The organism is Providencia sp. LY12, assembly GCF_057621555.1.
In genome coordinates this window covers 1-17,662 of record NZ_CM172594.1, presented here as the reverse complement: position 1 = coordinate 17,662, position 17,662 = coordinate 1, and the positions used below count along the sequence as shown (strand labels likewise).

At 44.7% G+C, this 17,662-nt stretch carries 12 protein-coding genes; 2 read left to right on the top strand and 10 right to left on the bottom strand.

What is annotated here, in order from left to right; genetic code table 11:
* Window positions 1-26 precede the first annotated feature (26 nt).
* The 3 genes from ACY3ZI_RS00060 to nagK all read right to left on the bottom strand — a co-directional run bounded on the left by ACY3ZI_RS00060 (window position 27) and on the right by nagK (window position 4,266).
* Window positions 27-2,228 (bottom strand): flotillin family protein, encoded by a 2,202-nt coding sequence (locus ACY3ZI_RS00060; RefSeq protein WP_487375769.1) that lies wholly within the window; start codon window positions 2,226-2,228, stop codon window positions 27-29.
* Between the two features lie 74 nt (window positions 2,229-2,302).
* Window positions 2,303-2,941: an OB-fold-containig protein gene (locus ACY3ZI_RS00055; RefSeq protein ID WP_211887582.1), complete on the bottom strand. Its 639-nt coding sequence runs from the start codon at window positions 2,939-2,941 to the stop codon at window positions 2,303-2,305.
* Between the two features lie 413 nt (window positions 2,942-3,354).
* Window positions 3,355-4,266, bottom strand: a complete 912-nt coding sequence (gene nagK, locus ACY3ZI_RS00050; RefSeq protein ID WP_487375768.1) for an N-acetylglucosamine kinase — start codon at window positions 4,264-4,266, stop codon at window positions 3,355-3,357.
* Between the two features lie 211 nt (window positions 4,267-4,477).
* Here nagK and ykgO point away from each other — a divergent pair, with 211 nt between their 5' ends.
* Complete coding sequence (gene ykgO / locus ACY3ZI_RS00045) at window positions 4,478-4,603, top strand: type B 50S ribosomal protein L36 (RefSeq protein ID WP_006660624.1); 126 nt, start codon at window positions 4,478-4,480, stop codon at window positions 4,601-4,603.
* A gap of 106 nt (window positions 4,604-4,709) precedes the next feature.
* Here the strand turns inward: ykgO and yidZ are convergent, their stop codons facing one another.
* Both yidZ and ACY3ZI_RS00035 read right to left on the bottom strand, forming a co-directional pair.
* The gene (gene yidZ / locus ACY3ZI_RS00040; protein ID WP_487375767.1) at window positions 4,710-5,675 is read right to left on the bottom strand and encodes an HTH-type transcriptional regulator YidZ; all 966 of its coding nucleotides are present in this window, start codon (window positions 5,673-5,675) and stop codon (window positions 4,710-4,712) included.
* Entirely contained in the window at window positions 5,668-6,852 is a 1,185-nt protein-coding gene (locus ACY3ZI_RS00035) for an MdtL family multidrug efflux MFS transporter (protein ID WP_487375766.1), read from the bottom strand. The genes yidZ and ACY3ZI_RS00035 overlap by 8 nt, the downstream gene beginning before the upstream one ends.
* A gap of 325 nt (window positions 6,853-7,177) precedes the next feature.
* Between ACY3ZI_RS00035 and asd the strand changes: the two genes are divergently transcribed.
* Complete coding sequence (gene asd, locus ACY3ZI_RS00030) at window positions 7,178-8,284, top strand: aspartate-semialdehyde dehydrogenase (protein ID WP_036950661.1); 1,107 nt, start codon at window positions 7,178-7,180, stop codon at window positions 8,282-8,284.
* Window positions 8,285-8,381: 97 nt separating this feature from the next.
* Here the strand turns inward: asd and ACY3ZI_RS00025 are convergent, their stop codons facing one another.
* The 5 genes from ACY3ZI_RS00025 to dnaA all read right to left on the bottom strand — a co-directional run bounded on the left by ACY3ZI_RS00025 (window position 8,382) and on the right by dnaA (window position 17,662).
* Window positions 8,382-11,369, bottom strand: coding sequence for an autotransporter domain-containing protein (locus tag ACY3ZI_RS00025; protein ID WP_487375765.1), 2,988 nt, complete (start codon window positions 11,367-11,369; stop codon window positions 8,382-8,384).
* 258 nt (window positions 11,370-11,627) lie between these two features.
* On the bottom strand, window positions 11,628-14,042 hold the full coding sequence (gene gyrB, locus ACY3ZI_RS00020; RefSeq protein WP_036950665.1) for a DNA topoisomerase (ATP-hydrolyzing) subunit B: 2,415 nt from the start codon (window positions 14,040-14,042) through the stop codon (window positions 11,628-11,630).
* Window positions 14,043-14,060: 18 nt separating this feature from the next.
* The gene (gene recF / locus ACY3ZI_RS00015) at window positions 14,061-15,155 is read right to left on the bottom strand and encodes a DNA replication/repair protein RecF (RefSeq protein ID WP_036950667.1); all 1,095 of its coding nucleotides are present in this window, start codon (window positions 15,153-15,155) and stop codon (window positions 14,061-14,063) included.
* A gap of 9 nt (window positions 15,156-15,164) precedes the next feature.
* The gene (dnaN, locus tag ACY3ZI_RS00010) at window positions 15,165-16,265 is read right to left on the bottom strand and encodes a DNA polymerase III subunit beta (protein ID WP_211887586.1); all 1,101 of its coding nucleotides are present in this window, start codon (window positions 16,263-16,265) and stop codon (window positions 15,165-15,167) included.
* Window positions 16,266-16,270: 5 nt separating this feature from the next.
* A complete protein-coding gene (gene dnaA, locus ACY3ZI_RS00005) occupies window positions 16,271-17,662 on the bottom strand; it encodes a chromosomal replication initiator protein DnaA (protein ID WP_036950671.1) in 1,392 nt (463 codons plus the stop codon).

Genomic DNA, 17,662 nt, shown 5'->3' with positions numbered 1-17,662 from the left:
ACTTGAAAAGCCTGAATATTGATAAATTAGCTTTGGTTATCATCGTAAGACACGGGTTTGTTCACGATGTTTTTCGCTGTTTGTGGTGCACTTTTTGCAGCCATAAAACCATTGATTAAATCTTTGACTTCAGGGTGTTGCAGTAAGGACGCGATATCAATTTTCTTCTCTTCTGTGACGCGATTGACTAACTTTTCAAGGTTATCTTTGGCAAAGCTACTTTTATCCATAAACCCATCAACGGCTTTACCCAAGCTCAGCGCTTTAGAGAAGGTGTTAAAGAAGTCACCATCACCGCCCACAATTTCGATGTTGGTTTTGCTCAGTGCCGCAGCCAGGACATCCGCTTGCTCGCGAGCAATTTCTTTGTTCGCTTCAATGGATGCCATGGATTGCTCGAACTCTTTCTCAAGGCGCATACGGAACTCTTCATGTGAACGAGCCGTATCACTGAGGTGATCCATAGATTGGAATTTATCAGTCAGACCGTCAGCTTCCGCTTTCAGACGCTGGCGAATCACTTCGGCTTGCGCTGCCCCTAATTGACCTTCACCGCGAGCTTGGGCTGCCAGTTTTTCTTCCAAGACTTTTGCATCTGCCAAGCCCAGTTTTTCTTTCGCGTTGGCTTGTTGTTCTTCACCACGAGCCTGCGCTGCCAATTTTTCTTCCAGAATTTTCGCTTCGGCAAAACCTTGCTCGCGTTCGGCGTTCGCTTTAGCTTCCATCACTTGCGCTTCGGTTAAGCCTTTTTCTTTCAGACCACGAGCTTCGGCTAACAGTTTTTCCGCGGTGATATTGGCTTGAACCAGACCTTCTTTCTCTTCAGCTTCGGCAGTGGCTTGGCGAACACGGGCTTCTGCTAAGCCTAATGCTGCATGTTCTGCTTCAATCCCTTCCGCTAAGCGTTTTTTGGCTTCAGCTTGTTTGGCGGAAGCTTCCAGTTCTGCTTGTGCCATAGTGCTGATTTCTTCTGCACGGTGCTTGGCACTTGCTTCATCGGCTTCGGCTTTTTTCACCTGGCGGACTAAGGCTTCTTCGGCTTCCGCTTGGGCGTTGATTACGGTCACTTGCTTCATACGCTCAGCTTCTGAAACTTCGCGAACTTCCTTGATGCGTTCCTCTTCCTGCGCGACAGTTTTTTCGACGGCGACGCGCTCGCGGATCACGTTAGAGATGTTTTTACGCTCTTCTTCTAGCGCTTTTTCTTTTTCAATACGTTGCAGTTCAACTTCACGTTCACGGGCGACAATTTCGAGTTCGCGAGCTCGGCTTACTCGCTCTTCTTCGATAGCCACGGCACGGGTGCGGTTCTGTTGAGCCACTTCCACTTCACGCATGCGGTTTTCTTCACGAATTTCAATTTCTTGCTGAGTTTGAATACGCGCTTGCTCTGACTTGAGGCGCTCTTCTTCTTGAACGCGTAGGGTTTCAGCTTGTTCTCGTGCACGGATATTATCAATTTCGCGTTTTTGACGGGCTTCAGCATCGGCTTGTTGGCGCTCTAATGCTAAGCTCGCCTCGCGGGTTTCCACGTTTTTCTTTTTGATTGCTAACTCTTGGTCGCGCTCTTTTTGGTTAGTTTCGATATTGTGGATAGCAGTAATTTCAGTGATTTTGCGAATACCTTCGGAGTCAAAGATATTATTCGGGTCGAGAGCTGATTTTGGTGTTTGTTCTAAATAGTCGATTGCCACGTCTTCTAGCGCATAACCATTAAGGTCTTTACCAATCACATCGACAATACGGTCACGGAAGCTTTGACGGTCTTCGAACAGTTTGGCTAATTCTAGCTGTTTACCTACTGTTTTCAGGGCTTCTGAGAATTTGGCACTGAATAGGGCGCTGACAGCTTGATGGTCAGAGGCGCGCTCAACTCCGATAGCTTTTGCTACCTTTAACACGTCTTCGGTGGTTTCATTAACACGCAGATAGAAGGCAACGGTGATATCAGCACGTAAGTTATCTTGGCAAATCAAACCGTCTTTACCACGGCGATCCACTTCCAGTGTCAGCAACGAAATGCGCATAAACTCTTTTTTGTAGATAACGGGATACACTAACGCACCCGTAAAATGCACTTTAGGTTGTGACGACATGTCGTTGACAATCAGAGCGGTACCTTGAGGGACTTTGATGTAGAAGGCTTTAAATAAACCAAAGAACCCAAGAATGATGATGATCACTCCCCCAACAACCGTTAAAAAAGGCATGTATTCAGCCAAATCCATATTTCTTCTCCATGGGTTCTGACGATGTCGTCATTCTTTATTAATTAGCAAAGTAGGTAGTTTATTTTTTGTGTTTACTGCCTGAATTCGTTTTCGGTGACAACTTGGTAACTGTGGGATTGAGGGTCATAACTGATGATAACGACGCGATCCCCGCGTTTAATATTTTCAGAGCTAGGTGCTCTAACCTGTAAAATTAGCCCCGCACCGCCATCTTCTAAGGTGGCTTCCCCATTTTGTTCTGTGACCGTCCCGGAGCGCACCGTTGCCAATTTCCCCATTAGCTGATGAACCGTTTTGGGTTTATTAATATTAACCAGTCGGCTACGGATGGGTTTTAGGCAAATGGCGGTTAAGTGCAGGGAAATAAAGGCGGTGATCACTAGCGACGTGACTCCAACGGCGTAACGCAGCAAGGTCATATCAATAAAGCGTAGGAATAAATGCGCAGCAAAGTAACTAATCAGCCAGCCGAAGAGGGTGAATAGCGTCAAGATAATGGTGACGGGAATTCCGGCTAAACCAAGTTTTGTCAGCCAGCCGGCAAAGCCAGTGAGATCGAGGCCGTCAGCATCTAATTCGGTATCGATATTAAATAAATCAATATCTAACAGACCAAAAGCGGCACAAAGCCAGTAAAACAGGACAATAATCAGTAAACCGCTAAAGATAATGGTCGGGAAAGCCAAGCAATTTTCTAAAAACAAATTCATTTATTTTTCTCTTTAGTTAAGTGGCTGAATGTGACTTTAGCGGGTATCTGTCTGTTACGTGTATGGCCTTTAACTGTGTTTTTATCGCGAATTTATCTAAAAGTGAGCAAAACCACGTTAATCATAAGCTCTTTTCGCGTTAACAACATAGGACTAGTCTAAGTCTAGTTTCTAGATTATCTCGCTGATTTCTATGGTTAATTTTTTGTAGTTAATCTGAAAAAGAAAAAAGATTTAACTTGTTGATTATTAGCCAATTTAATTAAAAATAATAAAGATGATAATTATTCTCAATTATATTTTGGTGATTTTGAGGTATTGGTCATCCCTACTTTCGATAAGTCGAAAGAGTAGGGATGCGATTACAGAATCATGCACGAAAAGAACAGTGCGCGGACATTAAGTGCGGAAAATTAATCGACGAGGTTTAAGAATGCAGCACCACGGGCGCCGCCAGAGGCACCATAACGGGCTTTTTCGATAGCCGGCATTTTCGCAATACCATAAAGATATTGAGGTACCATTTCCGGTAATAGGCGATAAATTTCATCAAATTGCGACAGACCGCCGCCAATCACCACTAAGTCAGGGTCAAAGACGGTGATAACTTGCCCCATAAACATCGCCAGCACCATCATATAGCGTTCAACATGCTGTTTCGCAGTGATATCACCGTTGTGATAACGTTCAATAATCTCGATAGCAGAGCGTTTCTCACCAGTAAATGCGGCATAAATACGTTCGAAACCGGGACCTGAAAGGTAGGTTTCAAAACAGGCTGTTTGACCACAACCACAGACAATTTCAGGTACGGTGTCCCCGAGATATTTTGCGGCACGAACACTCATGTTCATGTGTCCGATTTCCCCAGCAATGCCATTTTTCCCTGATAAGACCTTACCGTTGATGACGAAACCGCCACCAACACCAGTGCCCAGAATCAAACCTAACACGCTAGGGTAACGCTTGAATTCAGGATCCCACGCTTCTGATAAGGCAAAGCAGTTGGCATCATTTTCAACTTTAACTGGGCGATTTAACAGTTTGGTTAGGTCATGAATGAAAGGTTTGTATTGTGCGCTTGGGACATTGGTCGTAAATACCACGCCTTCTGCGTGATTGACGATCCCTGGAACACCAATGCCAATTTTACCTTGGCAGTTAAACTGCGCATCGGCTTCAGCCGTTAAATCACGAAAAGCATTGAGCAACGCGAGATAGTCATCTTTGGGGGTTGAAACACGTTTTTGCCACACTTGATTGAGCGCTTGGTCGAACACTGCTAATTCAATTTTGGTGCCGCCCATGTCAAAGCCGTAATACATTTCATCTTCCTCAAATTGGTCTATTTCATTAAATAGAAATGTATCTATTTGATAAATAATGACAGAGAGTCAGTAATGGCTTAAGTATACAAAAGTTTCCCAAAAAATGATTGCGGGATGATTTTAATTCGATTATTGTCATATCCCATGAGTGTTATATTATAACATTACATTGTTTTTTGTTTACATTAAATTGTTATTGGGAGTTACCGTGAAAGTCCTCAGCTCATTAAAAACCGCTAAGCAGCGCCATCCTGACTGCCAAGTTGTGCGCCGTCGTGGTCGTATTTACGTGATTTGTAAAACCAATCCTCGTTTCAAAGCCGTTCAAGGTTAGTATTCCGTTATTCTCTGTTTCTTCACGTCCTTGCTTTCGCCGTGGCAATTCATACTCCTTGCCATGGCGTTTTTTTATGTTTTTACAAGCTTAAAGTTTCACAAGTTCAAGGTTTTACAAATTCAAGCGTACTGTTTTTGATCTGCTCTCTTAACCATAAGGTTTTTGAGTTATAGGAATTACGTTTGTGCCACAGCATCAAAAAAGGGATTTCGAGCTGCTGGTAGAGAATGTCATCAACAGGAAGAGGAAGGCAGACTAAATCAAGGTTAAAATCATTAACATAGTGTTGGCAATAGCCCGGGGAGCTTGTAATAAGGTTATGGTCGGGGCGAGAAGCCATTAAGAGGGATTGTTCAAAGGTCGAAAAGGATAAATGGATTTGGCGATGTAACCCCATGGTTTCCAGTAAATCATCGAGCGCCCACGGAATACGGTTACCAAATTCGGTACTGATATGGGGATATTTCAAGTAATTTGCCAACGTCCATTCTTCTTGCAAAATGGGGTGGTCACTGCGGATAAACGCCAGAGGTTTATCGGTGAATAACACTTCGAAATTTAGAATATCGGGTAGTTGGCTTATCGACTCTCTAGATAAATGAAAACTTTCACGACCGACTAACCCAATATCGGCATCCCCCGCAATCAGTGCTGCCAACGAGTTATAATCCCAATCTCGTACAATGACCTCGGATTCTGGGTATTGATTGAGGATATTCAGGGATAAATCATGGAGCATGATTAAGTTTAACGGTGCTTCCATCATTAAGCGGAAAGTCATGCCTCGTGGTTTTTCGGTATCACGAATTTCAGCAATATAGTGTGAGAGATTTAAAAACTCAGGCAGTGATTTTTCAATGCGTAGCATGAGTGGGGTAGGAAGCAGCCCTTGCGGGCTGCGGATAAATAGGGGGTCATCAAACCATTGGCGCAGTTTAGACAACGACTTACTGACCGATGATGGGGTGATTGCAAGGCGTTTAGCTGCGAGGCTAACACTGCGCTCTTCCACCAGATATTGCAGAATAACCAGTAAATTTAAGTCTAATCGATGCAGTTGCTTATTCACATGTAGCGACCTGTTGGTTGACTTGCGTGGTGGGCACTCTTAGCAACACCATGCCAATCATTCCCGCCGCAAGCAAGATAATTAACAACATACTGATTGATGGAACGCCCATCACACCCATCACCCAAATATACGCTGAGGCGCAGCTTAATTGTGAGATGGCCAATACAGAACTGGCAATACCCGCTTTTTGGGCAAATGGTGACAGTGCTTGGCTCATAATGATGCCGAACTGCATTGAGAAACCAACACCGCAGAAGGCGAAGACGATGTACAGCAGCGCCAAATGTGGGAGAGCCAGCAGATAGATGAAGAGCAGGATGCCATTAACTAGAAACAGGCTTAGGGCTGTGTTGAGCAAGGTATGGCTATTAAATGTCGAAATCAGTTTTGGCATCAAGAATGAGGTTCCCATACTCACCATCGCCAGTAAGGTCATGGCGGTAGAGTATTGGCCGGTTGTGAAACCGAGGTTTTCCATCAAGATAATTGGGGCGACGTTCACGTAAGTTAGGATCACGCCCATGCCGAAGCAGGAAATAATCAAGCGCGTGACAAAGAAGGTGCTAAATAGCTTTTCTTCTGTGGCAGGCTGGGTATTCGATTGTGCTGTTGGTGATGCTGAAGAAGGCTTAGTTTCTTTAATTGAGATTAAGCAAAATAGCATACTGATAACCGCATAACCCGCCATAAAGTAGAACATCACCGACCAATGGTGAATCAGCAAAATGGCAAATCCAATGACGGGCGCTAACACGGGCGCGATGCAGGTCACGCCATTCATTGCAGCGAGCACTTTGGTGCGTCGCTGAGGCGTCAACACATCACGCAAAATAGCGAAGGTCACGACATAACAGAAACCTGCGCCAATTCCTTGAAAGAATCGCGACACTAAGAAGGTATCAATGGAGGTGGCATTTCCGGCGATCACAGAGGCGATGGCAAATACCATCGTACCGACTAAAACGACAGGTTTTCGACCAATATGATCGGCACACCATCCGGCAATTAACATGGTGGATGCCATACCCGCTAAATAGATAGAAAATGCCACATGGAGCTGGCTTTCATTGGCATTTAAATCGGCGGCAATATAAGGAATACCGGTTAAATGGAGGTCAACGCCCAAAGGATAGATAAGGACGATCCAGAAACTGAAAAGGACATATTTGGTCATGAGATACGCTACTTTGTGAGGATTAACTCGCTAATCTTAATGGGGTTGAATGATGGAATGTATGGATTAATTGGAAAATAGTATTTTCCAAAATGGAAATTATCAACCAATAAGTTTTTACTAATTATTAGCGTCATTACTAATCTTCTTGCTATTAGTGATGAAATTCACTTGCACACTGGTTCATATTTTGTCACGTTTAATACGGTTGATTGATGATTTCTGAATTTTATCTTTCCGAAAAATTTCCCGCTTCGATTGGCAAAGTGAAAGTCGAGGGTAGAAATTTTTTGGGTGATGTATGTAAACAGACAGGGTGAAGAGAATGAAAAATGTAGGGTTTATTGGCTGGCGCGGAATGGTCGGCTCCGTATTGATGCAAAGAATGGTAGAAGAAGGGGATTTTAACGTTATTCACCCGGTCTTTTTTACCACCTCCCAGCATGGGGCTGAGGCGCCTGTTTTTGGTGGTCATCGCAGCACGTTGCAAGATGCATTTGATATCGATGCACTGAGCGCACTGGATATTATTATTAGCTGCCAAGGCGGCGATTATACCAATGAAGTGTATCCAAAATTACGTGAAGCGGGCTGGAAAGGCTACTGGATTGATGCCGCGTCTGCACTGCGTATGAAAGACGATGCGATTATTATTTTAGACCCAGTGAACCATCAGCATATCCAAGACGGCTTAAATAAAGGCATTAAGACCTTCGTCGGCGGTAACTGTACGGTGAGTTTAATGCTGATGTCGTTGGGCGGTCTGTTTGCGAATGACTTGGTTGAGTGGGCTTCCGTGGCTACGTATCAAGCAGCATCCGGTGCGGGTGCACGCAATATGCGTGAGCTGTTGTCACAAATGGGTTCTTTGCACGCACAAGTGGCGAAAGAGCTGCAAAACCCGGCATCGGCTATCTTAGAAATCGAGAAAAAAGTCACAGACTTTACGCGCAGTGGTTCCATGCCTACGGATGCGTTCGGTGTTCCGCTAGCGGGCAGTTTGATCCCGTGGATTGATAAAGCGTTAGAAAATGGTCAAAGCCGTGAAGAGTGGAAAGGGCAGGCGGAAACCAACAAAATTCTGGCAACCGGCAGCAATATTATTCCGGTTGATGGCTTATGTGTACGTGTGGGCGCATTACGCTGCCATAGCCAAGCGTTCACGCTGAAACTGAAAAAAGATGTGCCACTGAACGAAGTGGAGCAATTACTGGCTTCCCATAATGAGTGGGTGAAAGTGGTGCCGAATGACCGTGAAATCACGATGCGTGAACTGACTCCTGCGGCAGTGACGGGCACTCTGAGCACGCCAGTAGGGCGTCTTCGTAAGTTGAATATGGGTCCTGAGTACCTCTCAGCCTTTACCGTGGGTGATCAGTTACTGTGGGGGGCTGCGGAGCCTCTGCGCCGTATGTTGAGAATTCTGCTGTAGTTCGCTTTTCTTAACAGGCAAAAATAGGAATGGCACCAGAGTGATTAAACGCTCCGGTGCCATTTTTTATTATGTTAATGTTTGTGGTGTTGATGGATTAAAACGACACTAACAATTTGGCATCAAGATTATTTTCTAAATACCCCTTAGCAGTAAATTGGCTGTAATCCATGGACAGTTTGAAATTGTCTGTCAGCTGAAGGCTGGAACCCAGTTTGATAGCCATGCCATTTTTCGGCGCATTAATCCCCCGATAGTTAAGCGGTGGTGCAAGCAGGTCTCGGTGGGCGAATCGGAAAGCCATTTCACGCTCCCGCTTGTCATATTGATGCCGCCAGCCGAATTCCCCGTGTACATCGATTGAGGATGTATTACCCACTTTCCATTGGTTATCTAAACGTATTCCCAGCGTTGTGGTCGTGGCATCGAGGGATTGGCGACCTGTCACCAGCGAGGCTTTTTCCCCTTTTTCTTTAAATCCATGGCTTTCGGCATTGGTAAAGGCAAAGTTTGCAAACGGTTCGGCGTTGATGAATGCCGATTTCCACGGATAAGCCGCTTCTATAAACAGGTGGTTGGTTTTGCCTTTGTAGTCGGCGGTATTGTGATCGGAATAAATGGATGAAGTGACTGTTCTATCGGTCTTGATGGTGTGCCATGTGTGTCCAAGCCCTGCTCGTAAGGTGATTGGCGCCAATTGCAGGGAACCGTAAGCGGCTAAATAATAGTTGTTACTATGGCTATGACCAACTCTGCCAGAGACGGAATTTTTGGTAAAACCGGTGCTCATTCCAAAGATAACGTCATCATTGAAGAAATGCTTATCAGCCCCTAAGAACACGCCATAATTGCTGTTTGTAAAGCCGGAAGCATTTCCATCGCTTTGGGTTCTGTCCCAATGGTAGGGAATATTTACCCACACATTGCCACGGTTATCTCCACGCTCTTTGACGATGTTTTCCGATACGCGAGTTTGTTGCAGCAGCGTACCGTGATATTGGCGATGGTTATTCAATTGGCTAGCTAGGGTATCGATATGAATTTGTGGGGATAGAGTGTGAAGAAGGTCGTAAACCCCTGCTGTGGTTTTGCTGAGAATTAAGTGTTTATACAGGGTGTTATTCAATGGAAGATCTTCAAGGACGTGAGCGATGGCGGTTTGGTTTGGCGTTTTTGCAAATGAATCAAAAGCCAGCTCACTACGACCGACATTGAGTGTAACCAGTTTCATCGAGGGGGAGCGAGGATCAGTACCATAATTCAGTGTAGTACCAATAAACAGGTAGTTAGGTTCGATGCTATCAAATTTCCCTTGGATATTGGGGGCGCGAATAATGTTGTATTCGGTTCGAAATCGCCCCTGAATTTCATCTTCATTTGGTATACGTTCATTGAATGGCGGTGATTCTTCAGCGAAGAACACTTTGACCTTACCGCCGTTAATAGTCACAGTACCGCCAGCATGTAGGGCATCAAACTCCTGTGTGCTTGTTGTCTGAAGACTCACATGAAATTCACTGCCGGGTTGGAAGGTAGCAGTATTATTCACCGTCATACGCCGTGTTGGGTCTTTAAGATTATCTCCAGGGGTTAAGATAGCACCGCTATTAACCACTAAGTCATCAACCGAGCCAGAAGCAATAAATCGGGCTCCTTGGTTTAATGTCACCATATTTCTGATGCTGTGACTGAGCGCTAATGTGCCATTGGTGACGTCAACTGGCGCATGTAGAATGTAACCGACTTCAAGCCCTCCGCCATTGATATTTACGGGGCCTGTTAAGTGGTTTTCTTGTGTTAAAATCACGTGGCCTTGCTGTATCTCCAGCCCCGCAAAACGGTTCGTACCCGTTAAGGTTAAGGTGCCTTCCCCTTGTTTGATTAACCGCCCTTTGCCATCGATGTTATTACTCCAAATATCGGTAATGCCGACGTTTGCAACGTCGTCTTGAGTTACCCGTTGATTGACGACCCAATCTTCAGCGAAATGCGTAGGCCCTTTATAGGCTTTCGGTAAGTTAATCAGCCCCCAGTGGCTTTCGGGTTGATTTTGTTTAGCTCCCCAGCCCGCTAAAGAGTTAGTGGGATAGGCGGTGCCTGCAATAATTTGCTGCCATTGAGATTTATTAAGATAGGCAAAGCGAGAGCGTAGCAAATAGGCGGCGTCAGCAGGGACTTGATCAACGCGAAGTGCCTGAGATGGCTGCTCACTTTGCTTAGCGTAATAACCTAGGTTTTCATTAAAAGAGGGGAGTGAGCCTATCGGTGGTTTGCATTTTTTTTCATTGATGGTGCATTGAGTGTTCAGTTCTTGGCGTACTTCTTTGGCTTGGCTAATCAGTGCATTGGCGGTTTTATCCTCTTTCAGTAAATGGGCGAGAAGATAATAATTGGCGGCGCGCGAGGCAATGGTATCGGTTGGGAAATGTGCGCCGACAATCACACGGCTTTCCCCGTAGCCGATGGCTCTATCAAAAAATTGAGCTCCTTTTTCTGGAAAAATTGTGGCAAATACAGCCGCTTGTTTAAATCCATTCCAAGTATGTCCGCTTGGGTAAGAAGAGCCTGTAATATCGACATAGTTTAGGAGATATTCGCCTTTATCATCGAAAACTTGATTTGGGCGACCACGTAAATAATAGTCTTTGAGAATAAAATCCATTGAGCGAGCTCGGTTTTGAATTGGGTCATCTGCAAAGGTGGCTAAATGGAATAAATTATTTAAACGGTTATAGGCTTTAATTTGTTTAAAATCATTATAATTAAATCCCTTTTGATTAAATACGTATTCTCGGTAAATATTGAAAAGATATTCTGGTGTGCTTTGTTTATCTTTTTCAGCGTTCTTTTTGCGCTTTCCTGTTAATTGCGTTGCTTGCTGGCTAACGTCTTTATCCCATTGTGCCGCTTGAGACTGCGGGGCTGGGTACGGCGGGATGATTTGGTTTTGTAGTTCGTCAAATCGCTGATTTCGCTGATCAATGATGAAGTTACTGGCATCAATATACTCGGAGTTTGCAAAGGTAATCTGGGTGTTAAATAGAGCAAATAAACTGAGCGATACAGCAGGAGTTATTTTGTTCATTATAGACCTATAGATTTTTAGAAAGTGTAAAATCTATTTCATCTTAATGTGGTAATTTTTATTTTCTATAAATGGAAAATAAAATAAGACAAACTTTGTTTTTATTCTTTATTCTATTAATTAGATTCAATTAGTTATTTTATTTAATTAAATTTGAATTGGAATTAATAATAAATAGATGTTTAGGATTAAAATTAAATAAAAAAATAACCCCATACCGAAGTATAGGGTTATTTAATAACTTCTCTGGAAAATCGATTAAATATCGATGTTCGCGGCTTTTAAGGCGTTCTCTTCGATAAAGGCACGGCGAGGTTCAACCGCATCCCCCATCAGGGTAGTGAACAGCTGGTCAGTTGCAATGGCATCTTTGACCGTTACACGCATCATGCGGCGAGTTTCAGGGTTCATGGTGGTTTCCCAAAGTTGTTCTGGGTTCATTTCACCAAGACCTTTATAACGCTGTACGGATAAACCACGACGAGATTCACGGCTTAACCAATCTAATGCTTGCTCGAAGTTGTCGATATTCTGGCGACGTTCACCACGTTGAATATAAGCGCCTTCTTCGATTAATCCACCGATGATGTCACCTAATTCGGTGATACGGCGGTATTCGCTACCATGAACGAAGTCGAAATCGAGGTTGTAGTCGCTATCAACACCATGGGTACGGATACGAATAGTTGGTTCGAATAGTTGACGCTCGCGGTTTTCATGAATGATATAGCTGTAAGAGCTACCCGCTTGCTCGTTCTCTTCTAAACGTGCCACTAAGGTTTTTGCCCACTCTTCAACTTGCGCGCTATCTTTCAGTGCTTCTTCAGTCAGTGTGGATTGATACACTAAGCTGTTCAGCAGCGCTTGTGGATATAAGCGCTCAAGACGGCGGATAATACGGTGTGCAGCATTGTATTCAACAACCAGTTTTTCCAGTTGTTCGCCTTTCATTGCTGGGGCTTCTGCGCTTAAGTGCAGCTCAGCGCCATCCAGCGCGATAGAAATCAGATAGTCGTCCATCGCTTCGTCGTCTTTAATGTATTGCTCTTGTTTACCGCGTTTTACTTTATACAGTGGCGGCTGAGCAATAAAGATGTGACCACGTTCAACGATTTCTGGCATTTGACGGTAGAAGAAGGTCAACAGTAACGTACGAATGTGCGAACCATCGACGTCGGCATCCGTCATGATAATGATGCTGTGATAACGCAGTTTATCTGGGTTATATTCATCACGACCAATACCACAGCCTAATGCGGTGATCAGTGTTGCGACTTCTTGGGAAGAGAGCATTTTATCGAAACGCGCTTTTTCCACGTTCAGGATTTTACCTTTCAGTGGCAAAATTGCTTGGTTCTTACGGTTGCGACCTTGTTTTGCAGAGCCGCCCGCAGAGTCCCCTTCCACTAAGTACAGTTCAGATAATGCAGGGTCACGTTCTTGGCAGTCTGCCAGTTTACCCGGCAAGCCTGCTAAATCTAATGCCCCTTTACGGCGGGTCATTTCACGCGCTTTACGTGCAGCTTCACGCGCACGAGCAGCATCAATAATTTTGCCAACAACGATTTTAGCGTCGTTTGGATTTTCTAATAAATATTCAACTAGCTTCTCATTCATCATGGTTTCTACAGCGGTTTTCACTTCTGAAGAAACGAGTTTTTCTTTGGTCTGAGAGGAGAATTTTGGATCTGGCACTTTCACAGAAATAACGGCAATTAAGCCTTCACGAGCATCGTCACCTGTTGCGTTGACCTTGCTTTTCTTCTGGTAGCCTTCTTTTTCCATGTAGTTGTTCAGGGTACGGGTCATCGCAGCACGGAAGCCCGCTAAGTGGGTACCGCCATCACGCTGAGGAATGTTGTTGGTAAAGCAGTAAACATTCTCTTGGAAACCATCGTTCCATTGCATGGAAACTTCCACGCCGATGCCGTCTTTCTCAGTGGAGAAATAGAATACGGATGGGTGAATTGGGGTTTTGTTACGGCTCAGGTACTCAACGAATGCCTTGATCCCACCTTCATAGTGGAAATGGTCTTCTTTGCCATCACGTTTATCAATTAAACGGATGGAAACTCCTGAGTTTAGGAATGAAAGTTCACGTAAGCGTTTTGCCAGAATGTCGTATTCGAATTCGGTGACACCTTTGAAGGTATCCATGCTTGGCCAGAAACGTACGCGAGTCCCTGTTTGGTCAGTTTCACCAACCACAGTCAGAGGACCTTGTGGCTCCCCGTGCTTGTACACTTGCTCGTGGACTTTACCATCACGGCGGATCACTAATTCAAGTTTTTCAGATAAGGCGTTAACAACCGAAACACCTACACCGTGCAGACCACCGGAAACTTTATAGGAGTTGTCGTCAAATTTACCGCCAGCGTGCAGAACAGTCATGATGACTTCTGCAGCGGAGACACCTTCTTCTTCGTGGATGCCCGTAGGGATACCACGTCCATCATCTTGGACAGAGACGGAGTTATCGGCATGGATAGTGATGACGATATCGTCACAGAAACCAGCTAAGGCTTCATCGATAGCGTTATCCACAACCTCGAAGACCATGTGATGAAGACCTGTTCCATCGTCGGTATCACCGATATACATGCCCGGGCGCTTACGCACCGCATCCAGTCCTTTTAATACCTTGATACTTGAGGAGTCATATGTATTCGACATCAACGTTTCCTGCTCTTTCTATTCCTGAGGTTGAACTTCTATTTTGCCTTGCTCTACACTAAACATCTTACTGTTGGCATCAATCATATCATTGACTTGCGCCGGTGTAATAGCACTTACAAACACTTGTGCTTGCGTAGCTTTGAGTCGAGCCGCTAATAATTGCCGGCGACCAGAATCAAGTTCTGAAGCAAAATCATCCAGTAGATACAGGCATTGTTGCCCGCTCTGTTGGGTGAAATATTCACCCTGCGCTAACCTGAGTGCACACATTAATAATTTCAGTTGACCGCGAGAGAGCATATCTTCAACGGGAATGCCATTGGCTCGAATTCGCAGGTCAGCTTTATGTGGCCCCGATGCGGTGTAGGTTAACGCTCTATCGCGCTCAAACTGCCGCTCTAACTGTTCTGAATAATCAATTTCTTTGTCCCAACCACGCTGGAAAGAGACTGAGAGTGAAAATTCGGGTAAAAATTGTTTGCAGGTTTGCTCAATATTTTCTGCGATACCTGCAATATACTCGCCGCGCCATTGGCTAATTTGTTCGGAAATTGGGGCGAGTTGCTGATCCCAATGGCGAATTTGCTCATAACGAGTCACTTGTCGTAAAGCCGCATTCCGCTGCTTTAACAAACGTTTTAAGTCCGACCACGTTGAAAAAAAGAGGGCTTCATTATGAAAGCATCCCCAATCGATAAACGCACGTCGATATTTTGGACCGCCATTCAGCAAGGTAAACCCTTCAGGGGTAATGAGCTGCATTGGCAATAACTTTGCGAGTTCCGCAATTTTATGCCCGTCGGTACCATCAATTCGGACTTTGCTGTCGCCTTCACGGTTTTTACTCAAACCCAGCGACAATGTTTTACGTTCGGTGTCTGAGTGTCCCAGTTTACCATGTAAAATAAATTGTTCTTGGTCATGACGGATAACTCTATTCGCCTGAATGCTGCGAAAGGCTCGTCCATGTCCAAGTGTATAAATTGCTTCCAGTACACTGGTTTTGCCACTCCCATTAGGTCCAATTAAAAAATTGAACCCAGTTGCAAGGGAGAGATCGGCGTCTTCTATATTACGAAAATCGCGGATCAATAAACGCGAAAGGATCATACGGACTGATTACAAACGCATTGGCATAACAACATAGACCGCAGAGCGGCTTGCTGAGTCTTCAATTTGTACGCTAGAAACGGCATCCGTTAAAAACAGTGTGACATTTTCGCTTTTCAGCGCGTTCAAGACGTCGAGGATGTAACTGACGTTAAAGCCAATTTCCATCTCACCACCTTGGTAATTAACATCAACAATCTCTTCTGCTTCTTCCTGCTCAGGGTTATTCGCCGTGATGCGTAATTGGTTTTCACTGAAGAATAAGCGTACGCCACGGAATTTTTCGTTAGATAAAATTGCTGCGCGCGAGAAGGCTTGTTTGAGCAAATCACAGCGGGCTTCTAAGGTTTTATCTGGATTCTTTGGCAGAACGCGGCGGTAGTCAGGGAAGCGACCGTCAACGAGTTTAGAGGTAAAGATAAAGTCGCCAACATGAGCGCGAATATTGTTGCTACCAATTTGTAGCTGCAATAACGCATCGCCGCCATCGAGTAGGCGCATCAGTTCCATAACGCCTTTACGTGGGACTATCACTGAATGGGATGGCAACTCTTGACCAATATCCATTGAGCAAACTGCAAGGCGGTGACCGTCTGTGGAGACAGTTCTGAGCATTTGCCCTTCTGTTTCAAACAGCATGCCGTTCAGGTAATAACGAACGTCTTGGTGCGCCATTGAAAACTGGGTCGCTTCAATTAAACGTTTCAGTATGGATTGAGGCAGAGAGAATTCGACTTCACTTTGCCAGTCATCTAAGTTCGGGAAGTCAGCAGCAGGTAAGGTAGATAATGAGAAACGGCTGCGCCCAGAACGCACAAGCAGTCGGTCATCATTAAGCTCGACTTGGATTTCAGAACCTTCCGGTAAACCACGCCAAATATCAAAAAATTTGCGCGCAGGCACCGTGGTGGCACCAATTTCATGCTCACGAGTGAGCGGAACATTGGCCATCATCTCCATTTCTAGGTCGGTCCCCGTCAGTTGCAGGGCACCATCTTTTACCTGAAGTAAAAGGTTTCCTAAAATAGGCAACGTTGGACGTCCACCTAAAGGGCCACTAACCTGTTGTAACGGTTTTAATAACTGCTCGCGTTCTATAATAAATTTCATAGCAATTAAGATGATAATGTTCTGATTAGATTTGAAAAATCTTCTTTGATGTCATGGCTTTCTTCTCGTAATTGTTCAATTTTACGACAAGCGTGCAACACTGTAGTGTGGTCACGACCGCCAAAAGCATCCCCGATTTCAGGTAAACTATGGTTTGTCAGCTCTTTCGCCAGTGCCATTGCCATCTGACGCGGACGAGCGACAGAGCGAGAACGACGTTTAGAAAGTAAATCAGCGACTTTGATTTTATAGTACTCAGCAACAGTTTTCTGAATATTATCAATAGTTACCAGCTTTTCTTGCAGTGCTAATAGGTCACGTAACGCTTCTCGAACAAAGTCGATAGTGATAGCGCGACCAGTAAAATTCGCGTTAGCAATAACGCGGTTTAATGCACCTTCTAACTCACGCACATTAGAACGTAAGCGTTTTGCGATGAAAAATGCCACTTCACCGGGCAGTTGGATTTCGTTTTCATCGGCTTTTTTCATCAAAATAGCCACACGGGTTTCTAACTCAGGTGGTTCAATCGCAACGGTTAAACCCCAGCCGAAACGGGACTTTAATCTATCTTCTACGCCGTTAATCTCTTTAGGATAACGGTCGGAGGTCAAAATAATTTGTTGATTGCCTTCAAGCAGGGCGTTGAATGTATGGAAAAACTCTTCTTGTGAACGCTCTTTGTTAGCAAAAAATTGAATATCATCAATCAGCAAGGCATCGACAGAACGGTAATAGCGCTTGAATTCTTCAATGGCGTTATTCTGCAATGCTTTGACCATATCTTGTACAAATCGTTCAGAATGCATATAGACCACGCGAGCGTTGGCCTTGTGCTGCATTATGCTATTACCCACGGCGTGTAATAAGTGCGTTTTACCTAAACCTGTTCCACCATAAAGAAACAGTGGGTTATAAGCGCCGCCAGGGTTTTCAGCAACTTGCCTCGCTGCCGCGCGAGCCAGTTGGTTTGATTTACCTTCAACGAAGTTATCAAACGTGTGTTTTGGGTTCACATTTGAACGGTATGACACGTCTGGTTGAACTTTAGCTGAGTTGTCCCAACTTGGCTTTACGGGTGCAGATGGTGCGGCGAACGCAGGCATTTCATTATTCGTGCGTACTTGAGGGCTCACCGGCGCGATGGTCATCGGTTTATTGCCTACTTCAAAGTGTAGAGCAGGGGCATCAGAACCGCAAAAGTCATTCAATAATTCATTGATATTATTGATGTACTTATCTCTCACCCAATCAAGGACGAAACGATTCGGGGCATACAGTGCCAGTGTATTATCGTTTAATTCAGCTTGAAGAGGGCGTATCCACATACTGAATTCTGTGGCAGGTAGTTCATCCTGCAATCGGGCAAGACATTGCTGCCAAAGCGAAAGTGACAC